This is a genomic window from Cobetia sp. PDI-12MA (assembly GCF_059507695.1).
This window is the reverse complement of record NZ_CM183351.1, coordinates 3,246,484-3,267,856: the sequence shown is the minus strand read 5'-3', so window position 1 is coordinate 3,267,856 and position 21,373 is coordinate 3,246,484. Positions and strand designations below refer to the sequence as shown.

The following is a 21,373-nucleotide window of genomic DNA, read 5'->3' as shown; positions in this document are numbered from 1 at the left end:
AATTGCGCCCACATGAGATGCACATGGCGAGCGAGCGCGGCATCATGGCGAGATCAATGCGCAGCAGGCCTCGTCGCTGCGTGTCACTGTTCAAGGACCCTGTAGATGTCATTCGCTACCCGCTTGCGCGCCCGGGCCGCCTTGCTTGCCTCTCCGCTACGGCTTGCGTCATCAGTGCCCACTCCTTCGTCAGCGCTATCTCCTTCATCAGCGCTGTGGAGGGGCGCCAGGCTGGCGGCCCCGTTGATGCTGGCATTGTTGGCCGCGCCCGCTCAGGCAGCCGAACGCCCCCAGATCCGTGTCATGGCCGCCGCCTCGCTGCATGATGCGCTGGATGCCATCGAGGCGCGCTACGAGCGTCTCGCCGACGTGGATATCCAGCCGGTCTACGCCTCGTCCTCGACCCTGGCGCGTCAGCTGGCCAATGGGGCTCCAGCGCAGCTGTACCTGTCGGCCAATGAGCGCTGGATGGACTGGCTGGAGCAGCAGGCCGGTATCGTCGTCACCGGCCGTCACGACCTGCTGGGCAACCGTCTCGCGCTGGTCGCGCCTGGCCCCAGCCAGCTGGATGCCAGTGTCAGCAATGCCGAGGATGTCACTGATGTAACCGAGCGCCTCGCCGCCACCGGCAGCAACACTCGCCTGGCCGTCGGCGACCCCGACCACGTGCCCGCGGGCATCTATGCGCGTCAGTCGCTTCAAGCGCTGGGACAATGGCAGACGCTGCGCTCGCGCCTGGCCAGCGCCGAGGACGTGCGCGCCGCGCTGGCGCTGGTCGAGCATGGCGAGGCCCCGCTGGGGATCGTCTATGCCACCGACGCCGCCATCAGTCATCGGGTGCATCAGATCGGCCTGCTGCCCGACAGCAGCCATGACCCCATCCGCTATCCCGCCGCCTTGATCAGTCGTGGCGGTGATGCGCCGTCGTCACAGGCCGAGGCCTTCTCGGCCTGGCTCTCCAGCAACGAGGCCGGCGCCATCTTCCATCGCTTCGGCTTCAGCACGCTCGCCCAGCAGGAGCCTGCTGCGCAGCCTGAGACCGACTAGCCGCTGGATCAGTGTCGAGGTGCCTTGCGTCATACGCTGGCATGTCATCGGCAAGATGAGGCCGCTACACTGGAAGCCTGCTGTCACATCGGCGTGAGCAAGGAGGGCAGGGCTGTCTGCCGGCTCTTGGCGTCACGTCATGTGCGAGAACCTGTCTTCGTCTGAGGAAGATCCATGCTGAGTGCGCTGGAATGGGAAGCCCTGAGCCTGAGCCTCAAGGTGGCTTGCGTCGCGGTCGGTCTGAGCCTGATTCCCGGCTTTGCGGCGGCCTGGTGGCTGGCGCGACGTGAGTTTCGTGGCAAGGCACTGGTCGATGGTCTGCTGCATCTACCGCTGGTACTGCCGCCCGTGGTGGTCGGTTATCTGCTGCTGGTCACCTTCGGGCGCAATGGTGCCATCGGCCAGTGGCTGGCCAAGGTCGATATCGTGCTGCCCTTCACCTGGCAGGGCGCGGCGCTGGCGGCAGCGGTGATGGCCTTTCCGCTGATGGTGCGCGCGATGCGCCTGTCGCTGGAGGCCATCGACCCGGGGCTGGAGGCCGCGGCCCGCACCCTGGGTGCCAACCCGCTGCGTGTGCTGTTCACGGTGACCATGCCGCTGGCGCTGCCGGGCATTCTCACCGGTGGCATGCTGGCCTTCGCGCGTGCGCTGTCGGAATTCGGTGCCACCATCACCTTCGCCGCCAATATCCCCGGCGAGACCCGCACACTGCCGCTGGCGCTCTATACCCTGATCCAGACCCCGGGCCAGGAAGGCGCCGCGGCCAGGCTGTGCGCCATCGCCGTCGTCATCGCGATGCTGTCGCTGCTGGCCTCCGAATGGCTGGCACGTCGCGCGCGACTGCGCATGGAGGGGCGTGATGCTTGATTTCCACCTCCATCGTCAGCAGGGCGCCTTCACGCTGGATGCCACGCTCAAGGTGCCGGCGCGCGGCGTCACGGCGCTCTTCGGGCGTTCCGGCAGCGGCAAGACCACCATCCTGCGCCTGATCGCAGGCCTCGAACGTCCCGACCATGGCCATCTGCGCCTGGACGGCGAGTGCCTGACGGGCGGCGAGAACGATATCTTCGTGCCGGCGCATCGCCGCAGGCTCGGGGTAGTCTTCCAGGAACCGCGCCTGTTTCCGCATTACAGCGTGCGCGGCAACCTCCGCTACGGCATGCCGCGCGCCCTGACACCCGCCCAGCGCCAACGGAACCAGTCACGTCTGCATGAGATGGTGACGCTGCTGGGCATCGAGGACCTGCTGTCGCGCATGCCCGGCCAGCTGTCCGGTGGCGAGGCGCGGCGTGTCGCGATCGGCCGCGCCCTGTTGTCACACCCGCGCATGCTGTTGCTGGATGAGCCGCTGACCGGACTCGACGGCGCCCGCAAGCAGGAGCTGCTGCACTACATAACGCGGCTGGCGCGCGAGATCGAGATCCCGATCCTGTTCGTCAGTCATGACACCCGCGAGCTGTTCGCAGTCGCCGACCGTCTGGCGCTGGTGGACAACGGCCGCATCACGGCCAGCGGCGAGATCGGTGACATGCTGTCACGGCTGGACCTGGCACCGCAGACCGGCCGCTTCGAAGCGGGCTCGCTGCTGACCGCCGAGGTGCTGTCGCACGATGATGACTGGCAGCTGACGCGTCTGGGGCTGGGCGCCGGGTTGAGCCTCAAGCTGGCGCGGCTGGCGATGCCGGTGGGGCGTCGTGTGCGACTGCGTCTGCGGGCGCGTGACATCAGCATCGCGCTGGAGACGCCGTCCCACACCAGCCTGCGCAATGCCTTGCCGGCCGTGATCCACGAGATCGAGAGCGAGCGTGGCCACGCCAGCGCCGAGCTGGTGCTGGGCATTGCCGGCCAGCGGGTGAGGGCGCGAGTCGATCGTCTGGTCTGTCAGGAGCTGGGCCTCAAGGTCGGGCTGGGCGTCAAGGCGCTGATCTCCAGCGTGGCGCTCTCGGGCCCCGACGTGATCAGTCTTGACGCCATGGATGACGACATCCCCGTGGTGAATGCGGCCCAGCCGATTGCGGCCCAGCCGAATGCGGCCCAGCCGAATGCGGCCCAGCCGAATGGCTCTGCTTCGTCCGCGAGCTGACACCGCTCGCGCCGTTCACTGATTTCTCGAATTGATGGACTCTGGCAAGGAAACCTCCCATGCAGTTGACCCACCTGTGGCGCTATCCCCTCAAGTCCGGCGCCGCTGAAGCGCTGGAGACAGTGACGCTCGGCGAGGAAGGGCTCGCGCAGGACCGCCGCTTCGTGGTGGTCGCGGCGCGTGGCAAGTTCGTCACCGCGCGCACGCATCCCGAGATGCAGCGCCTGGCCTTGCGCGAAGACGCCAGCGGCCAGTGGCGACTGTGGCATCTGGACCGCCCCGAATGCGGCAGCGTCAGCTTTGCTACCGATGACCAGGCCGAGCGTCTCGACATCCAGGTATGGGCCGATCGGTTCACTGCCTTGAGCGTGAGCTTTGAGGCTGATGCCTGGCTGAGCGAGCAGATCGGCATGCCGGTCAGGCTCTGCTGGCTGGGCGAGCGCTCGGAGCGCTATCGCGAGATCATCGCGCAGCGCGTGAGCGCCGCCGATGGCTTTCCGCTGCTGCTGGCCAATCAGGCTTCGTTGGCGGCGCTCAACGCCCAGACCCCGAGTGCGGACCATGGCATGGATCAGTTCCGGCCCAACCTGGTGATCAGCGGCGCCGAGGCATGGGCCGAGGATGGCTGGCAGGAAGTGCGCATCGGCGAGACACGCTTCACGCTGGTGTCCTCCTGCACCCGCTGTGCGATGGTCAACGTCGACCCGGCGACGGGCGACAAGCGTGACGACGGTGAGCCGCTCAAGACGCTGGCACGGGTGCGCCGCTTCGCGGATGGCCAGGTGCACTTCGGCTACAACCTGGTCGCGGTTGACCCTTCACGCAGCGCGAGCGTGAAGGTCGGCGATGAGGTGGAAGTGACGCGCTTCAAGTGAGTCCTGTCATGTAGCGGCTGCTGGTCCGCCGACATCGCATGTCGCTATCGCATGTCGCTGGCGCTGGACAGCAGCATGAAAACGCCCGCCATCAACGATGGCGGGCGTTTTCGTTGTCACTCCGGAGCGTGGGCTCCGTTGCTCAGGCGGGAGGCCCGAACAGGACAGGTTGTCCATGGGCTTCGCGCCAGATATCCAGCGCGGCGCGATGCAGTTGGCTGTGACGCCATGCCAGCGCCTCGATATCGCGGTCATAGCCGCCGCCGATCACGCAGGCCACGGCGGCGCCCGCCGCGCGACAGCGCTGGATGACATGCCGCTCGCGCCGGTAGAGGCCGCTGTCGCTCAATTCGAGATGGCCGAGCCTGTCCGCGACATGCGGGTCGACACCGGCATCGAAGATCACCAGCTCCGGGCGTACCCGCGTCAGCACCTCCTCAAGTGTACGCTTCAGCACCGCCAGGTAGTCCGTATCGCCCATGCCCCTGGGCAAGGGCACGTCCAGATCGCTTTGCTGCTTGCGTGCCGGGAAGTTGCTCTCGGCATGCAGTGACAGCGTGAAGACCCGCGGCTCGTCGGCGAAGATCAACGCCGTACCGTCGCCCTGATGCACATCGAGATCGACGATCAGCACGCGCTTCACGCCGTCCGCCAGCGCCTGATGCGCCGCCACGCCGATGTCATTGAGCAGGCAATAGCCGCTGGCGGCCTCCGGGTGGGCGTGATGGGTGCCGCCCGCGGTATTGCAGGCCAGCCCGCGCTTGAGCGCTTCGCGTACGGTGGTCATGGTGCCGCCCACGGCCAGCACGCTGCGCTCGCGCAGTGCCTCGCTCCACACGAAACCGCTGCGCCGCTGAGCCTGCACGCTCAGGGTGCCAGTGAGAAATTCATGCACATAGCGGCGGGTATGCACGCTGAGCAGGTCGTCTTCCTCGGCGGGTTGAGGCGTCACCCAGTCGACGGCCGAGGCGCAGTCGGCCAGCTGGCGGTCGAGCAGACGCTTGAGCACGCTGAACTTGTCCATCGGGAAGGGATGCTTCTCGGGCAGCGCGATCCGGTAGCCGGGATGGTGAATCAGCGCCAGCGGCGGGCAGTGGGCATCAGCGACGGGGCACAAAGTGCACCTCCTGGCCGTCGGTGGTCAGCTGGCGAATGGCAGCGGGGCGGCCTTCGCTGTCCAGATCGACCAGCCCGATGCCGCAGGCATTCAGCAGGCGTTCGCCCTGACTGGCCGCATCGTGACGGCGCGGCGTGACACGCATGTTGCGCCGGCGTGTCAGCAGGTTGAGCGGCGAGCGCGGGGCGTACAGCCAGCGATTGAGACGGTCGAGCACATCCAGCAGGCCGACCGGGAAGCGATTGCGGATGCCGCTGCTGGTGATCTGCCAGATGCTCGGGCTCGAACGCCGATGCTTGAGGCGCACGTCGTAGGCGAAGGAGTAGTGCACATCGCCGGACAGGATCACGAAGTTCTGCGGCGTGCGCGAGTGGCGGAAGATGTTGAGCATCACGCTGGCCGCGCCGCGATGCGCCATCCAGTTCTCGGCATCGACCATCAACGGCTTGCCGGCCAGCGTGAACAGCTTCTGGATGCTCTCGATCAGCTTGACGCCGAACATCGGCGCCGGGGACACCAGCACCACGGCCGGATGGCCGACCAGGCGTTGCTGGAGTTCACTCAGTGCCTCCCAGTCCATCAGCCCCGAGGGATGCGAGAGCTTGCGCTCGCTGCGCCAGCGGCGGGTGCGCGTATCGGCCACGATCAGCGGCGGCGTGGTGTCGAGCTGATAATCCCAGCTTTCACAGCGATGCAGGTGGGCGATCAGCGCCTCCTGACGCTCGACATCGAAATGGCCGTCTGCGGCCTTGGCAGTGTGATCAGATTGCGCCGTGTCGGCGGAGATCTTGTCGGTAAGCTCCTTGTCAGTGCCAGTCAGGGCATGAGTGAACAGCGCCCGAGCCTCCTCCAGCAGCTCCGCCAGTGGCTCCGGCCCGTTGCCGGCGGCCTGACACAGCAGATAGCCAGTCAGCGCATTGCCGATGATGCGGCGCGAGAAGGGGTGGCCATAGGCGGCTTCCTCCCAGGCAGCGCTGAGGTTCCAGTCATCGGTGACATCGTGGTCATCGAAGATCATCAGGCTGGGGACATTGGCCAGCAGGCGACGTACCTGACCGAGTCCGCCACAGAAGCGCCGCAGATGGCGGGCCTCGGTGGCATGGCGCTCGCGGGTGGCGTCGTCATGGCCCTCGAGCGACAAGGGATCTTCCAGCGTGATGCCCAGCGCCTCCCACGGCACGTCAGACCACACCAGCAGGTACATGGCGATGACTTCCGACAGGCCGATCAGGTGGTTGTCGGCACCGGTGGAGGTGAAGATGGGCTTGCGCTTGGCACCGAAGAAGCTGGCGGCCACACCTTCGTTGGCCGGCATGTCCGGCAGCAGCTGCGGGCGGTGGTAGAGGTGCGAGGGGTGCTGGCGCAGCTCGCGAGTGTCGGAGACCTCGGCCTCCATCAGCGTCTCCTCCGGCAACCCCAGCCCCGCGATCAGCTGATCGATCGCGCCCAGCATCGGCCCCGCGACATCGTCGGCGTAGATCTGATCGCCGGTGAACAGCATCACCTCCGGCCACTCGGCGACGCTCTCACGTCGCTCGCTCAGCCAGCGATCCAGCGCCACCAGTCCATCGCCACCCGGGCCCTTGGGCGGCGGCGTCTCAAGGCGATCGGTCGACGCAGCATCTTCCGCACTCTGCTGCGCCTGCTGCTCGTCGTCACTCAAGCCGTGGTGCGGCTTGCGGCAACTGCCATGCGCGACACGCGTCAGGCGTGACGGCAGTCGAAAGCGCGGCAGGCTTTCACCGGGGTAGCAGATCTGTGGCGCCCAGTCGGCGATGCCCTGCCATTCGAGCGTGTCTGTCGATGATGCTGACGCTTCCGTTGTCGATGACGCTGTCGTTGTCGCTGACGGCTCCGCCAGGCCCAGCTCGTAGGCGATGGCGCAGTCGGCGGGCAAGGGCGTGTCGGGATGCGCTTCGATCAACAGCAGCCAGGCGTGCTCCCCCAGCGGCATCGCCAGATGCTCCGTCAGCCGACAGCTTGATGTCGTCGGCAGGCCATCCTCCCCTCGCGTGGGAGGTGTCGCGTCCTGCTCCGGCAGCAGCCACACCCGCGCCTGCTGTGGGCGAGAGGTCACCAGCCACAGCATCACGCCCTCGGCGGTGACACGGCGCAATATCGGGCCTGCCAGCACGCGGGGCAGGGCAGCAGTCGGTGTGGGAGAGCCGTTGGCAGGCAGCGAAGCGGACGAAATGGCAGACATGAAGCAGGCTCGATGGCAGGTGGAGACGGATAGCGGTCAGCTGACTATCATCAGCTGACGCTTAACAAGCGATAGCGTAACAGGCGACGAACGCCAGCCATGGGCGCAGGCGTGGGCCTGGGCCTGGGCCTGGGCGTATGAGTGGCTCCGTGCGTTGAGTGTGACAACTCGTCATGGCGCGAGGTTCGCAGGCTCGCAAAGCATGCGCGAGCTAGCGTAAAGTTGGGCCCTTGAATGCACATGGCGTTCGCACAATAGCATGGGAAACCGGCATGAATGATCCATCGGCGAAGCGCCTCGTGAGTCCGCTGTCCAGGCCAGTCAATCGCGGGCACGGCTCGCGCAGCTCCATCTGGCGCAAGGTCGCCCTGGCAACGAGCCTGATCGCAACCCTGTCAGCGAGTCTCTTCAGCCCTGCGGCCCTGGCCGCCGAGGCGCCGCTGGCGACAGGCGAGCGCCACGTGCTGGCGGCCAATGACTGCCTGCCTGCGCCCAGCGGGCCGGTGGTGTTGACGGTCGAGGGCGCTGTCAGCTGTGGCAATGCCGGTTCCCTGCAGGCACCGCGGGCGCGTTTCGATCTGGCGATGCTCGAGGCCATGCCGTCGCGCGTGGTGGCCACCCACACCCCCTGGACCCAGGGACGTGTCAGTTTCTCCGGCCCGCTGCTGCGCGAGCTGGTGGCGCGGGTGTCTGAAGATGCCAGGGGGCTCAAGGTGCGGGCACTGAATGACTTCGTGGCCGAGATTCCCCTCAGCGACATCGAGGACTTCGATGTCCTGCTGGCCACGCGCCGCGACGGCGAGCGCATGCCGGTGCGTGACCTCGGGCCCTTGTTCGTGCTGTATCCCTTCGATGCTCATCCGGAATTGCTCAATGAGCAGGTACGCTTTCGCAGTGTCTGGCAGGTCACCGGGCTGACGCTGGAGTGAGCGAGGGCTGGCGCCTGACCCCTCAGGCGCAAGATGACATGGAGTCATGCAGTGAATCAGTCGCCGGATGAAAGATCCCCGCTTTCAGGCACCGCTGCTGATCAGTCCCTTGCTGATCAGGGCATTGCCGCGTCGGGTGTAGGCGGAAGCGGCAATTCCCCCGCGCGCTGGCCGCTGTGGCTGGGCATGGCGATCAGCATCCTGTGTCTGCTGGCCTCCATCGGCATCGGTGGCACCATCCTGCACAACCAGGTCAGCCTGGAAGACCGCACCCGCGACGACGCCGTCTGGTCGATCTACAAGCTGGATCGCGAGGCGGTCAGCCTTTCCTCCTCGATAGCGCGCTATCGCGTCGCCGGGCCAGCCGATCGTGCCAGCATCTGGAATGAGGTGCTGCAGAATTACGAGCTGCTCTACAGCCGCACCTATATCTTCCGGCGGGGGGATTTCCAGCGCCACCTGATGACCCTGCCGGCCGTGCCGCTGCTGGCCGATGAGTTGATGAGCCAGATCGAGTATCTCGATCTGCGGCTGGAAAAGTGGCGGCATGGCCCGGTGTTCGAGGGCACGGGCCCGGTGCAGGGCGCCCAGGCTGACGACGCTTCCGCAGACATTGACGCGGCACAGCGTTCCCAGGTGCTGGGGCCCGAGGGTCGCGAGGCGGCGGAGTTCCAGCAGCTGAGCGATGCGCTGGGCGATACCACCCAGACGCTGTTGCTGCGGGTACGCGCACGCCTGGCCGAGGAGCTGGCCCGCGAGCGTCAGAGCCGCGACAGCCTGGTGCAGTTGATGTTGCTGCTGCTGGCGCTGATGCTGCTGGCCACCTTGATGGTCTGCCGTCAGGTCTGGCTGCAGGCCCGCGGGCGTGAACAGGCCCGCCTGCAGATGCTGGCGATGTCGTCGGCCCTCAAGCACGAGGCGGCGCGGGCCGAACAGGCCAGTCGCGCCAAGTCCGAGTTTCTTGCCACCATGAGCCACGAGATTCGCACCCCGCTCAATGGTGTGATCGGCATGAGTGAGCTGTTGCTGGCCGAACCGCTGCAGAGCAGTGCGCATCGCTATGCCAGCAGTCTGCGCGACAGCGGCGAAGTGCTGATGGGGCTGGTGGATGATGTCCTCGACTTTTCCAAGATCGAGGCCGGCAAGCTCAGCGTCGAACGACGCCCCTTCGAACTGCACACGGCCATCGATGGCGTGATCGACCTGCTGCTGCCGCAGATGGACAGCACGCGCATCGTCTTCGATGACCGCCGCTCCGCCCAGCTGCCCGAGCAGGTCATGGGCGATTCGGTGCGCCTGCGTCAGGTGCTGCTCAATCTGCTCTCCAATGCCTTCAAGTTCACCGAGCAGGGGCGTGTCTGTCTGCTGGTCGAGGCATTGCCGGCGGGGCGCGTGCGCTTCGAGGTCGATGACACCGGCATCGGAGTCAGTGAAGAACAGGCCGCCCAGCTGTTCGAGCCCTTTACTCAGGGGGATGCCTCCACTGCGCGCCGCTTCGGCGGTACCGGACTCGGGCTTTCGATCTCACGGCGGCTGGTCGAGCTGATGGGTGGGCGACTGGGCCTCAAGCAACGCCCGGGCAAGGGTGCCTGCTTCTGGTTCGAGCTGCCGCTGCCACGCGCCGCGGCGCTCAAGCGACCGGCCTTCACCTCCGCGCCCCTGCCGCTCAGCCGTGGCGAGCATGTTCTGGTGGTCGACGACAATCACATCAATCGCGAAGTGGCCCACTCCATGCTCAGTGGCCTGGGCTACACGGTGACGACGGTCGACAGTGGCGAGGCGGCGCTGGCGTGGTATGCGCGCCAGCGCGATACGGTGCTGGTGCTGCTCGACCTGCGCATGCCGGGACTGGACGGCTTTGCGGTGGCGCGGCGTTGGCGCGCCATGGAGCACAGTGACAGGCGTGCGCCGAGCCTTATCGTCGCGATGACGGCCAATGTGGCGGCGGGGGAGCGTGCGCGTTGTCTCTCGGCGGGCATGAACGACTTCCTGTCCAAGCCGATCCGGCGTCAGCAGCTCGCCAGCATGCTGGCGCGCTGGCAGTCGGGCAGCCAGGACCTCGGCGAATGGCGCGTCAATGCCCTCGCCAGCACCCAGCCCTTCGATCCGATCAACTATTCCCCTACCACTGAGCGACCGCCTCACTTCGAGGCACCGCCGGAAACCGGTGAGGCACTCGCGCGTGCGGCGTCACTGGTGGCATCACTCGATTCCCCCGCTGCGCGGCGTCGCATGATCCATGAGGCCCAGGCGCGTGCCACCGAGGCCGAGGCTGAAGCTGAAACTGAGACTGAAGCTGAAGCTGAAGCAGACAAGGTCAGTGAGCCGTCGGCGGCTGGCCCCATCGAGCGGCGTGAGCATGCGGGCGAGGACGAGAGCGAACGGGAAGGGGCAGAAGGGGGGCACACGAGCATGAACACAGGGGAGTCGTGGACATCTGGCGGCTCAGCGGCGGAGCTTGCACAGGCCGCGACGCCTGCGCTGCGGGATGAACTGGATGCCGACAGCATCGCGGCCCTCGAGGCGGCCTTCGAGGAGCAGCTAGAGCAGCAGTCCCAGCGCCTGTCACGGGCGGTGGATCATATGGACCTGAAGCAGTTGCAGCATGAAGCCCATCTGCTCAAGGGCAGCGCCGCCACCCTGGATCATGACCTGCTGCGCGATGCCGCCCTGCAGCTGGAGCTGCTGCTGGCATCCGACACGCCGCGCACCCGCATCGAGGCCGCGGTGGCGGCGCTGCTGGCCGAGATTCGTGATCACCGCATCGCCCACGATGCCGGTCAGGCCTGGCGCTAGCACAGCCTGGCGCCAGCAAAGCCGCCCTCGGCCAGATACATCACCTCAGGCATCACCTCAGACATCAGCTCAGTGCTGGCGGCGGCGCAGTTCGCGTTCCACCAGCGTCACACCGGGCGTGGTCTGGCCCTGAATGCCCTGCAGTGCCAGCGTCAGCGTCGCATCGGCGATCTGCTGGTGACGCTGGGGCAGTGAATGGATCGGCAGCGGCAGGAAGTCGAGCAGGCGGTCGTCGCCGAAGCTGGCCATCGCCTTGGGCGGATTGGCAGGCGGCCCCTCGGCGAACAGCACATCGAGCACGCCATCCATCAGGGTGTAGGAGGCGGTGACGATGGCGTCCGGCAGCGGTGAATGGCGGAGATGCTCGGTCAGCGCCGCCGCGCCCGCCTCGCGCTCGTAACGCGCGGCATGCAGGGTGGTGGCCTCAAGCTCGCTGCTGCCGGTGCGCTGCTGATAGTGCGCCAGCGCCGCCTGCATGCCGCTGGCGCGCGCCCGCGTGATATCGATCTCCGGCAAGGCATCCAGCCACAGCAGTCGCTGCGGTGCGTGTTCCAGCACAGCTTCGGTCAGCTGGCGAGCGGCATCTTCATTGTTGCTGACCACGCTGGCGAAGTGGCGCGTATCCAGCGCGCGATCGACACCGATGACCGGGAAGCCATCCAGCGCCAGTTCGCGGTAGAAGGGGTCATCGGGGGACAGGCAGCTGGCGGTGATCAGCGCATCGACCCGCCGCGCCTTGAGCATGCGCGCCAGCTCGCGCTCGGTTTCCGGCTCATCGTCGGAGCAGACGATGAACAGCTGATAGTCGCGCTCACGCGCCCCGCGCTCCAGCAACTTGGCCAGGCGGGCATAACTGGCGTTCTCCAGATCCGGCAGCATGAAGCCCAGCGTGCGGCTTTCACCACGCCGCAGCGCAGCTGCCTGGGCATCGATCCGATAGTGATGACGTTGTACCACCGCCATGACGCGCTCGACCGTCTGGGGGCTGATACGTCGTGCCTGTGCCTGCCCATTGACCACATAACTGGCGGTGGTGCGTGAAACGCCTGCAAGACGCGCGATTTCTGCCAGGGTCATGCCACTGTCCTTGCTGGAAAGGGGGAACGGGATCTGCGTGCTCCATGTGCGAGGAATGATGCGCACTTGTGGGCTCGGGTGCAAATCCTCTCTGCGCCGGGCACGCCTCGCTCAACGCCTCTCGAGCCCGCGCCACAGGCGGCTCTACGCCCAATGTCTAGTCACCAGAAGCGCGTTTTCGGTTTGTGTTCGCTTGATCGGGCGCAAGAAAACGGCCAGCATGAGCCCTATTGAGGTGACACGATTCAGCATGCTCGTCATCACGCCATGACGCCGCTACCCTGTCGGAACTCGCCAAGTGACGTGTCGCGGCAGCTGAGATATACGCTTGCAGCGCACCGCCAACATCCAGGCTCCTCATCAGAAGGGAGCCTCAAGGAGCCAGCCATGCTCAGTCTTGATCGCGAGGACATTCTTCTCGCCGCCCATGCCAGCGACTGGCGCGATGCCTTGCAACAGGCCGCCGACGCCCTGGTCGCCGGTGGGCGCGCCACGCCCGACTACCGTGAGGGCCTGCTGGCGCGTGAAGCCCAGTCTTCCACCTACCTGGGGCAGGGGATCGCGATCCCCCACGGTACGCCGGACAGCCGCGAGGCCGTGCTGGCCACCGGGGTGCGTGTCCTGCAGTTTCCGCAGGGCGTGGAGTGGCACGATGGCAATCGCGTCTTCCTGCTGGTGACCATCGCGGCACAGTCCGATGAGCATCTCGATATCCTGCGCGCGCTGACGCGTGTGCTCGATCGCGACGGCGTCAGTGAGCGCCTGGCCTCGGCGACGACCGCCGAGGAAGTGCTGAGCGAGCTGGGCCGCGAGGTGGTGCCGCCGCGTCTGGATGCCGAGACGCTGCTGTGCGGCTTCCCCGCGCGTGATCGTGACGAGCTGGTGCTGGCGGGGGCCGCGCGCCTGCGCCAGGCCGGCTGTGTCAGTGATGGTTTCATCTCGGCCATGCTCGCCGCCCAACCGGTGGCGCTGGGGCAGGGCGTGTGGCTGACGCAGTCGCAGCAGGATGTCACCCGCTCGGCGCTGGCCATCGTCACGCCGGAGAAGGCACTGGAGACGCGCCACGGACGCATCACTGCGCTGGCCTGTCTGGCAGTCGATGCCCAGCAGGGCCAGCATCAGCCGTTGCTTGAGCGCCTGCTGACGCTGTTGGAAGAGGGTGCGGGCGAAAGCCTGCCGGGCCTGTCGGCCAGCGCCCTGCTGGCGCGGCTGTCGGGGGAGTCCGCCACGGCGCAGCTGGCTCAGGTCGTGTTGCTCAACGCCCACGGCCTGCATGCGCGTCCGGCCAAGCAGCTGGTGCAGGCGGCGCGCGAGGCGGGAGAGCAGCATGGCGTCATTCCGGCGCTGCGACTGGAAGGCGATGACAGCGGTGTGGTCAGTGCCGCCAGTCTGACCAAGGTGCTGGGGCTGGGCGCACGCCGCGGCCAGACGCTGATCTTCAGCGCCTCCGGCGATGACTCGGCGGCCAATCAGGCGGCGCTGAGCATGATGGTGAGCGCGGTGCAGGCCGGTCTCGGCGAGGCGGTGGAGCCGCTGGCCGATTGGCGCGCCGACGCCGCCACGCCGCTGGAGGCCAGCGAACAGCAAGCCACCGGCGACACCCAGCAGGCCGCTCCCGCCGCCGACAGCGTGGTGCCCGCGGTGGCCGCCTCGCCGGGCATGGCCATCGCGCCGTGCTGGGTGATGCGCCTGCCGCGCTTCGTCTACGAGACGCGCAGCGATGCCGGCGCCGATCGTGAGGCCGAGCGCCTGGTGGCCAGTATCCAGACCGCCCGCGAGCAGTTGCTGGCGCTGGTCAATCGCGCCGAAGGCGCCGAGATGGCCGAGATTCTCTCGATGCACGAGGAGATGCTCGGCGATCCGGAGCTGTTTGCCGCGGCGCGCGAAAGCCTCGATGAAGGCCACAGCGCCGAAGCGGCGTGGTGGTCGGCCATCGACAGCGCCGCCAGCGCCCAGGAGAACCTCGCCGATCGCCTGCTGGCTGAACGCGCCGCCGATCTGCGCGATGTCGGGCGGCGGGTGCTCGGCGTGCTGACCGATACGCCGCTGCCCAGCGCCCCCGAGACACCGCATGTGCTGGTGACCGAGGACATCGGCCCGTCGGATGTGGCGCGCCTGGATACCACTCGCGTGCGGGGCCTGGTCACGGCGCTGGGCGGGGCGACCTCGCACAGCGCGATTCTGGCGCGCTCGCTGGGCATTCCGGCGGTGGTCGGGGCTGGCCCGAGCGTGCTGGCGATCGCCGATGGCAGCGAGCTGATCGTCGATGGTGAACGAGGCCGCGTCAGCGTGATGCCCTCGGCCAGTCGCCGCGCGCGTGCCGAAGAGGCGATCGCCGGGCATGAGCAGCGTCAGGCCGCCGCCTGGGAGTCGCGCATGGCACCCGCCACGACCCTGGATGGCCTTCATGTCGAGGTGGTCGCCAATCTGGGCAACACCGCCCATGCCGGCGACGCCGTCGAGCGCGGTGCCGAGGGTGTCGGCCTGCTGCGTACCGAATTCGTGTTCATGGCGCACCCCCAGGCGCCGGACCTCGCCACCCAGACCGCCCAGTACGGTGAGGCGCTGGATGCGCTCGAGGGGCGGCCGCTGGTGGCACGCACGCTGGATGTCGGCGGCGACAAGCCGCTGCCGTACTGGCCGCTGCCGCGTGAGGACAACCCCTTCCTCGGCCTGCGCGGCATTCGCCTCGCCCTGACGCGCCCGGAAGTGCTCGAGACCCAGGTGCGGGCGCTGCTGACGGCCGCCGGGGCGCGGCCGATTCGCCTGATGTTCCCGATGGTCAAGGACCTGGCCGAACTGCGTGGCGCGCGTGCCATCGTCGATCGTGTCCGCGCCGAGCTGGACGCCGCCTATGAGGCCGAACATGGTCAGCCACCGGTGCGCGACGTGCAGGTCGGCGTGATGATCGAGATTCCCTCGGCGGCGCTGACGGCGGCCAGCATCGCGCCGGAAGTCGACTTCTTCTCGGTGGGCACCAATGACCTGACCCAGTACACCCTGGCGATCGATCGTGGCCATGCGACGCTCTCGGCGCAGGCCGATGGCCTGCATCCGGCGGTGTTGCGCCTGATCGAGATGACCGTCAGTGCCGCCCACGCCCACGGTGCCTGGGTCGGCGTCTGCGGTGAGCTGGCCAGTGATGACCAGGCCGTCGGCGTGCTGGTCGGGCTGGGCGTGGATGAGCTGTCGGTGTCCAGCCGCCAGATTCCGCTGGTCAAGGCGCGGGTGCGCGAGCTGGACCTGGCCACGGCGCGTGAGCAGGCGCGGGTCGCGTTGGCCCAGCCGACCTCGGAAGACGTGCGCAGTGCTCTGGAAGCGCTGCTCGAGCAGGGCGAGCCTTCGGTTGCCGAGGTCACCTCAGGCGCTGCGGCCAGTGATGCGGCCAGTAATACGGACAGTAGTGCGGCCAGTAATGCGGACAGTAGTGCGGCCAGTAATGGAAACAGCCCGCGGGAGTCAGTGTGATGAGTGACAACACGACGCGTCAGGCCGCCGACTGCCCGGTATTGTGCGTGACGCTCAACCCGGCGCTGGACATGACCATCGGCCTCGACAGCCTGGTGCCGGGCAAGGTCAACCGGGCGCGCAGCCACCATCTCGAGGCGGCGGGCAAGGGCATCAACGTCGCCCGTGTGCTGGCGACACTGGGCCATCCGGTGACGCTGAGCGGCTTTCTGGGCGCCGACAACCAGGCCGATTTCGAGGCCGCCTTTGCCGAGTGGGGGCTGAGTGATGCCTTCGAACGCGTCGCGGGCGCGACCCGCATCAACGTCAAGCTGGGGGAGGCCAGTGGCCGTGTCACCGATATCAACGGCGCGGGCATGCAGGTCGATGAGGCCGCCTTCACGCGGCTTGAGGGGCGCATCGATGAGTGGATCGATCGCCAGCAGGCCGAGGGCAGCCCGGAGCGCTGTGCCGTCGTCATCGCCGGCAGCCTGCCGCCGGGTGTCAGCAGCGAGCAGCTGGCGAGCCTGGTGCAGCGGGTGCGTGCCCGCCGCATTGCCTGCTGGCTGGACACCAGCGGCACGGCACTCGAAGCCGGTCTGGTGGTGCCGCCCAGCGGCGTGAAGCCCAACGAGCAGGAACTGGCGCTGTGGGCGGGCGAGCCGCTGGAGAGCGACTCCGCCCGTCAGCGCGCGCTGGCGAGTCTGGTCGAACACGGCATCGAGCAGGCGCTGATCTCTGCCGGTCCGGAAGGCGTGCTGTGGGCAAGCCCCGGCGCCGAGACACTGCGGGCACGCCCGCCGCGCATGCGAGTGGTCAGTACCGTATGTGCCGGTGATACCCTGCTGGCCGCCATGCTGCATGGGGTGCTCTGCCATCCGACACCCACGGCGGCCATGCGTGAACGGATTCTGCGTCATGCCACGGCGCTTTCCGCCGAGGCCGTGACCCACCCGGGGCCGGGCAATCCCGCCGCCCCGGAGCTTGAAACCCTCCAACAACACACCAGCATCGAGACATTGGCCAGTGCCGAGGTCGCGACAGCCGGAGAGCCACGCCCATGAATGTCATCATCGTTACCGCCTGCCCGAGCGGCATGGCGACCAGCTTCCTGGCGGCGCGCCGCCTGGAGCAGGCCGCCCGTCGTCGCGACTGGGAGCCCCTCATCGACATGCGCTCGCAATTCGAGCGTGAACTCGTGTTGAGCGATGCCCAGCTCGCCGCCGCCGAACTGGTGATCGTCGCGGCGTCGCCGATGACCAGCGCCGGCCTCGAGCGTTTCGTCGGCAAGCGCGTGCATGTCGCGCCCATCGAAGAGGCGCTGCCGGACCCCGCCGCCTTCCTGGCCAATGCCGAGGCCCGCGCCCGCGTGCTGGAAGCCAAGGACATCGCCGATGTGGCTGCGACTGTCAGCACGACGTCCAGCACGACGACCACCGGCGCAGCTGATGGAGAGGTGGCGCACAAGCCGTCCATCGTTGCGGTCACCGCCTGCCCGACCGGCGTGGCGCATACCTTCATGGCCGCCGAGGCCCTGAGCGAGGCAGGGCGCGCGCTGGGCTACCCGACGCGAGTCGAGACCCAGGGCTCGGTGGGCGCGCAGGATGCGCTGACCGAGCAGGAGATCGCCGCGGCAGAGGTGGTGATCCTGGCCTGTGATATCGAGGTCGACCCGACGCGCTTCGCTGGCAAGCGGGTCTGGCGGACTTCCACCGGCACCGCGCTCAAGAAGCCGCGCGATACCATCGAGCAGGCACTGGAAGGCGCCGAGGTGGAATCCGCCACCGCCGCGGGCGGTCAGGGCAGCCAGCAGAAGGGCGAGAAGCGCGGCCCCTACAAGCACCTGCTGACCGGTGTGTCCTTCATGCTGCCGATGGTGGTGGCGGGTGGCCTGATGATCGCGCTGTCCTTCGTGTTCGGCATCAAGGCCTTCGAGGAAGAAGGCACTCTGGCGGCGGCGCTGATGCAGATCGGCGGCGGCTCTGCCTTCAAGCTGATGATTCCGGTGCTGGCGGGCTACATCGCCTACTCCATCGCCGACCGCCCGGGCATCACGCCGGGCATGATCGGTGGCTGGCTGGCCGCCACCCTGGACGCCGGCTTCCTCGGCGGCATCATCGCCGGCTTCCTGGCGGGCTACAGTGCGCTGGGGCTGAGCCGTTTCGTCAAGCTGCCGCAGTCGATCGAATCGCTCAAGCCGATCCTGATCATCCCGCTGGTGGCGAGTATGGTCACCGGTCTGGTGATGATCTACGTCGTCGGCACGCCGGTGGCGGGGCTGATGGCGACGCTGACTGAATTCCTCGAATCGATGGGCTCGGCCAATGCCGTGCTGCTGGGCATTCTGCTCGGCGCGATGATGTGCTTCGACCTCGGTGGCCCGGTCAACAAGGCCGCCTACGCCTTCGGTGTCGGCCTGCTGGCCAGCGAGACCTATGCGCCGATGGCGGCCATCATGGCGGCCGGCATGGTGCCGGCGCTGGGCATGGGGCTGGCCAGTTTCATCGCGCGTAGCAAGTTCGCCGAGCCTGAGCGTGAGGCGGGCAAGGCCAGCTTCATTCTCGGCCTGTGCTTCATCTCCGAGGGTGCGATTCCGTTCGCCGCCAAGGACCCGCTGCGCGTGATTCCGGCTTGCATGGTCGGCGGTGCCGTCACCGGCGCACTGTCGATGCTGATAGGTGCCAAGCTGCTGGCGCCGCACGGCGGGCTGTTCGTGCTGCTGATTCCCAACGCCATCAACGTCCCGCTGATGTACCTGGGCGCCATCGTCGCCGGCACCCTGGTGACGGGTATCGGCTATGCGCTGATCAAGAAGGGCGCCCAGCAGGTCGAGACCGCTGCCGCGACCTGAGCCGCTGGCAAGCAGGCAAGGACGCAAGCCGCAAACGCACAAGGCAAGACGCAAAAAGCCCCCGCCGGTCTCCCGGCGGGGGCTTTTGCATTGCAGGCCGAGCGCAGGCGCTCAGCGACGGCTCAGTCCAGCTCCGATCCGTCCAACTTTGATCAGTCCAATACCGATCAGTCCAGTTCTGACTTGCCGATCACGCCCGGCATCGCCGGCGCTTCGTTGACCGTATCGTGGCGCACGAAGGCCAGATGCTGCTGATAGGCGGTAACGACTTCGTCGAGCACCTGGGCACGCGACAGGCCGTTGAGCTCCTGACCGCTGCCGCCCTCGGAGAGGTGCACTTCCAGACGCAGGTAGAAGTCATCATTGGCGTCGATGAAGCTCGGCGTCTGCTGGCGCACCGCACGCACCTGGTAGACGAAGTTGGAGGCGTCCTCGAACTCGACTTCCAGCGTCACGCGGGGCAGCGGCTCATCTTCCAGCGTCTCTTCGGTGACGCTCGAGACCTGACCGCGACGATTGAGCTCCTCGGCCAGCTGGTTGAGGGCCGGGCGGATGGAGCGCTTGAGAGTCGCCTCGGAACTGCCGCTCTGGGCGAAGTCGAGCACGTGGTCCAGACGCTCATGCCAGTCGACGCCTTCGTAGACGCAGCTGTTGTCCTGACGCACGTTCTCCTTGCGGTCCTCGATCATCAGCGCCTTGTACATGCCGATCATCATGAAGATCAGCACGATGGAGAAGGGCACGGCGGTGATCACCACGGCGCTCTGCAGCGCGCTCAGGCCCCCGACCATCAACAGTGCCAGCGTCAGCAGGCCGATGATGGCGGACCAGAAGATGCGCAGCCAGATCGGCGCATCGTGGTTCACGTCCTTGAGGATGGAGGTGAAGTTGGCCAGTACCAGAGCGCCGGAGTCGGCGGAGGTCACGAAGAACACGATACCCAGAATCGCCACCACGGCGGTGGTGATGGTGGAGTAGGGCAGCTGCTCCAGGAAGGTGTAGATGGTGTTCTGCGGTGCGTTCAGGGCTTCGGTGGCCAGTGCCGCGACGTCCTGATTGGCGACCATGTCGATGGCGGAATTACCGAACACGCTCATCCACACCATCATGAAGCTCAGCGGAATCAGCAGCGCGCCGAACACGAACTGACGGATGGTACGGCCACGCGAGATACGCGCCAGGAACAGGCCGACGAACGGGGTCCAGGCGATCCACCAGCCCCAGAAGAACAGCGTCCAGCCGCTCATCCACTCATCGGTACCCGGGGTGTAGGCGTAGGTATCGAAGCTCTTGGCGGTGAACTGGGTGATGTAGTCACCGACGTTGAGTACCAGGGCGTTGAGCAGCTGCGAGGTGTCGCTGACGGCGAGCACGAAGATCAGCAGCGCGGTGGCCAGCAGCATGTTGAACTCGGACAGCATGCGGATGCCTTTCTCGACACCGGTGATCACGGAAATGGTCGCCAGTACCATCACGCCGATGATCAGCGCGGCCTGGACGGCGAGGTTCTCGGGCACGCCGAGCATGAACTTGAGGCCGTAATTCAGCTGGATGACGCCGATGCCCAGCGAGGTGGCGATACCGAACACGGTGGAGATGATCGCGAAGATGTCCACGGCGTTGCCGATCGGGCCATTGATGCGGTTGCCGAGCAGCGGGTAGAAGGCCGAGCGGATCGCCAGCGGCAGGCGGTGGCGGTAGCTGAAGTAGGCCAGCGACATGCCGGCGAGCACATAGATGCCCCAGCCGGAGAGGCCCCAGTGGAAGAAGGTTTCCACCATGGCATTGCGGATCGCCGCCTGGGTCTGCGGGTCACCGGTCACCGGCGCCACGTAGTGGGACAGCGGTTCGGCGATGCAGTAGAACAGGATGTCGATGCCGATGCCGGCCGCGAACAGCATCGCCGACCAGGACAGCAGCGAGAATTCCGGGCGTGAATCATCCGGCCCGAGGCGAATGCGCCCGAAGCGCGAGCAGGCGATCAGCACCCCGAAGACCAGATAGGCGACGATGGCCAGCATGTAGAACCAGCCGAAGGTGTCGATGGTCCAGCCCAGGGCGCTGCCGATCCAGGCGTCGGCCTGTTCGGTGAACAGCATCGCGAAGGCCAGGAAGGCGAGGATACCGATGATCGATCCGTAGAAGACCGTCGGGTTGATACGACTCGAGGACGGCGTGGCGTTCTCGGCGGAAGCAGGTTTCTGCATGAGCAACTCCTTATCAGGGGAAGTTTCACTCGTGCGTGGTGCTTAGCTGCCCGTCAGCCGCAGAAATTGCGGGTGGCGTGCAGGAAAAGACGGACACGAACGGCACGGGCCGTGCTCAGCTCACGCGCGGGGCGGAACTTGCAGCAGCGGCAGTGTCGACTGCCGTGGCGACGCGATTGCAGGGGCATCGCTGGGCAGCAAGCAAGAAATGCCGGTGGGCAATTCATGAGAGACGCCGGGCGCGCACCGTGGTGCGGCCCCTTTTCTGCAGGCCAGATTGGCCGCAGAAGAACGATGGCGGGTCGAGCGCTGGGGAACGCCTGGCCTTCATCGTGCTGCTCTCATCACTTCGAACGTCTACTCGGCGTCCCTGGACGTCACCCGCCTTCTCGCGAAGGGGCGGGTCACTCCGGTGTCTGCTCGCGAGTCCGTGGCGGTCGCCGTCGCTTGCTCCCTTGAAGTTGCCGGGATGGCAGGCGTCAGTCTCGTCGGCATCTGCCGGGTCCGCTTTCCTGTGACGGTTGCAGGCATCCCGTCTTGCTGCCGCCGGTCGAGATCGGCAGCGGAGGGGAGCTCAGCAGTCAGGAAAACGCGACTCACATCATCACGCCGTGTAATGCTCAAAGCCTTGCAGAATTATTTTAATTGATTGTTCAATAAAAATATAACCCCCCTTTGGGGAAAAAGGCAGTGCAACTGTCGCTTCCACTTATCCTCGTGTCGCGATCACGTCGCCGCGAG

The 21,373-nt window shown here is 66.9% G+C and carries 13 protein-coding genes; 9 read left to right on the top strand and 4 right to left on the bottom strand.

From position 1 onward, the window contains the following. The first annotated feature begins 246 nt into the window (after nucleotides 1-246). The 4 genes from modA to AC5WNI_RS13915 all read left to right on the top strand — a co-directional run bounded on the left by modA (nucleotide 247) and on the right by AC5WNI_RS13915 (nucleotide 4,005). Nucleotides 247-1,047: a molybdate ABC transporter substrate-binding protein gene (modA, locus tag AC5WNI_RS13930; protein WP_175089237.1), complete on the top strand. Its 801-nt coding sequence runs from the start codon at nucleotides 247-249 to the stop codon at nucleotides 1,045-1,047. 174 nt (nucleotides 1,048-1,221) lie between these two features. Further along, nucleotides 1,222-1,914 carry a molybdate ABC transporter permease subunit gene (modB, locus tag AC5WNI_RS13925; RefSeq protein WP_043334370.1) on the top strand — a complete coding sequence of 231 codons (693 nt, stop codon included), beginning with the start codon at nucleotides 1,222-1,224 and terminating at the stop codon, nucleotides 1,912-1,914. Further along, the gene (gene modC, locus AC5WNI_RS13920; RefSeq protein WP_487885686.1) at nucleotides 1,907-3,130 is read left to right on the top strand and encodes a molybdenum ABC transporter ATP-binding protein; all 1,224 of its coding nucleotides are present in this window, start codon (nucleotides 1,907-1,909) and stop codon (nucleotides 3,128-3,130) included. Before modB ends, modC begins: the two co-directional genes overlap by 8 nt. 59 nt (nucleotides 3,131-3,189) lie before the next feature. After that, nucleotides 3,190-4,005, top strand: a complete 816-nt coding sequence (locus AC5WNI_RS13915; protein ID WP_175089239.1) for an MOSC domain-containing protein — start codon at nucleotides 3,190-3,192, stop codon at nucleotides 4,003-4,005. A gap of 142 nt (nucleotides 4,006-4,147) precedes the next feature. On the opposite strand, the gene AC5WNI_RS13910 is transcribed toward AC5WNI_RS13915, so the two are convergent. Next, on the bottom strand, nucleotides 4,148-5,122 hold the full coding sequence (locus AC5WNI_RS13910; RefSeq protein ID WP_254627049.1) for a histone deacetylase family protein: 975 nt from the start codon (nucleotides 5,120-5,122) through the stop codon (nucleotides 4,148-4,150). Beyond that, nucleotides 5,106-7,325 (bottom strand): metallophosphoesterase family protein, encoded by a 2,220-nt coding sequence (locus AC5WNI_RS13905; protein WP_495928551.1) that lies wholly within the window; start codon nucleotides 7,323-7,325, stop codon nucleotides 5,106-5,108. The genes AC5WNI_RS13910 and AC5WNI_RS13905 overlap by 17 nt, the downstream gene beginning before the upstream one ends. Before the next feature lie 272 nt (nucleotides 7,326-7,597). On the opposite strand from AC5WNI_RS13905, the gene AC5WNI_RS13900 reads away from it, so the two are divergent. Together AC5WNI_RS13900 and AC5WNI_RS13895 are read left to right on the top strand one after the other, a co-directional pair. After that, nucleotides 7,598-8,254: a putative pterin-binding protein gene (locus AC5WNI_RS13900; RefSeq protein WP_242007689.1), complete on the top strand. Its 657-nt coding sequence runs from the start codon at nucleotides 7,598-7,600 to the stop codon at nucleotides 8,252-8,254. A 51-nt stretch (nucleotides 8,255-8,305) separates the two neighbouring features. Beyond that, nucleotides 8,306-11,050 carry a sensor histidine kinase gene (locus AC5WNI_RS13895; RefSeq protein ID WP_175089241.1) on the top strand — a complete coding sequence of 915 codons (2,745 nt, stop codon included), beginning with the start codon at nucleotides 8,306-8,308 and terminating at the stop codon, nucleotides 11,048-11,050. Nucleotides 11,051-11,119: 69 nt separating this feature from the next. Here the strand turns inward: AC5WNI_RS13895 and cra are convergent, their stop codons facing one another. Further along, nucleotides 11,120-12,127, bottom strand: coding sequence for a catabolite repressor/activator (cra, locus tag AC5WNI_RS13890; RefSeq protein ID WP_054555669.1), 1,008 nt, complete (start codon nucleotides 12,125-12,127; stop codon nucleotides 11,120-11,122). 387 nt (nucleotides 12,128-12,514) lie between these two features. Between cra and ptsP the strand changes: the two genes are divergently transcribed. From ptsP to AC5WNI_RS13875, 3 genes are read left to right on the top strand one after another with little or no spacing between them, the layout of a single operon-like run. After that, complete coding sequence (gene ptsP, locus AC5WNI_RS13885) at nucleotides 12,515-15,595, top strand: phosphoenolpyruvate--protein phosphotransferase (RefSeq protein WP_175089242.1); 3,081 nt, start codon at nucleotides 12,515-12,517, stop codon at nucleotides 15,593-15,595. Further along, a complete protein-coding gene (locus AC5WNI_RS13880) occupies nucleotides 15,595-16,638 on the top strand; it encodes a 1-phosphofructokinase family hexose kinase (protein ID WP_175089243.1) in 1,044 nt (347 codons plus the stop codon). The genes ptsP and AC5WNI_RS13880 overlap by 1 nt, the downstream gene beginning before the upstream one ends. Beyond that, a complete protein-coding gene (locus tag AC5WNI_RS13875; protein ID WP_175089244.1) occupies nucleotides 16,635-18,425 on the top strand; it encodes a PTS fructose-like transporter subunit IIB in 1,791 nt (596 codons plus the stop codon). Before AC5WNI_RS13880 ends, AC5WNI_RS13875 begins: the two co-directional genes overlap by 4 nt. A 167-nt stretch (nucleotides 18,426-18,592) precedes the next feature. On the opposite strand, the gene betT is transcribed toward AC5WNI_RS13875, so the two are convergent. Continuing rightward, nucleotides 18,593-20,632 carry a choline BCCT transporter BetT gene (gene betT / locus AC5WNI_RS13870; RefSeq protein WP_043334330.1) on the bottom strand — a complete coding sequence of 680 codons (2,040 nt, stop codon included), beginning with the start codon at nucleotides 20,630-20,632 and terminating at the stop codon, nucleotides 18,593-18,595. Between the last annotated feature and the right edge of the window lie 741 nt (nucleotides 20,633-21,373).

Excerpts from the sequence above, each read along its gene's own strand:
- modA (WP_175089237.1), top strand. The coding sequence starts at position 247 with ATGCTGGCATTGTTGGCCGCGCCCGCTCAGGCAGCCGAACGCCCCCAG.
- modB (WP_043334370.1), top strand. The coding sequence starts at position 1,222 with ATGCTGAGTGCGCTGGAATGGGAAGCCCTGAGCCTGAGCCTCAAGGTG.
- modC (WP_487885686.1), top strand. The coding sequence starts at position 1,907 with ATGCTTGATTTCCACCTCCATCGTCAGCAGGGCGCCTTCACGCTGGAT.
- AC5WNI_RS13915 (WP_175089239.1), top strand. The coding sequence starts at position 3,190 with ATGCAGTTGACCCACCTGTGGCGCTATCCCCTCAAGTCCGGCGCCGCT.
- AC5WNI_RS13905 (WP_495928551.1), bottom strand. The coding sequence starts at position 7,325 with ATGTCTGCCATTTCGTCCGCTTCGCTGCCTGCCAACGGCTCTCCCACA.
- AC5WNI_RS13900 (WP_242007689.1), top strand. The coding sequence starts at position 7,598 with ATGAATGATCCATCGGCGAAGCGCCTCGTGAGTCCGCTGTCCAGGCCA.
- cra (WP_054555669.1), bottom strand. The coding sequence starts at position 12,127 with ATGACCCTGGCAGAAATCGCGCGTCTTGCAGGCGTTTCACGCACCACC.
- ptsP (WP_175089242.1), top strand. The coding sequence starts at position 12,515 with ATGCTCAGTCTTGATCGCGAGGACATTCTTCTCGCCGCCCATGCCAGC.
- AC5WNI_RS13880 (WP_175089243.1), top strand. The coding sequence starts at position 15,595 with ATGAGTGACAACACGACGCGTCAGGCCGCCGACTGCCCGGTATTGTGC.
- AC5WNI_RS13875 (WP_175089244.1), top strand. The coding sequence starts at position 16,635 with ATGAATGTCATCATCGTTACCGCCTGCCCGAGCGGCATGGCGACCAGC.
- betT (WP_043334330.1), bottom strand. The coding sequence starts at position 20,632 with ATGCAGAAACCTGCTTCCGCCGAGAACGCCACGCCGTCCTCGAGTCGT.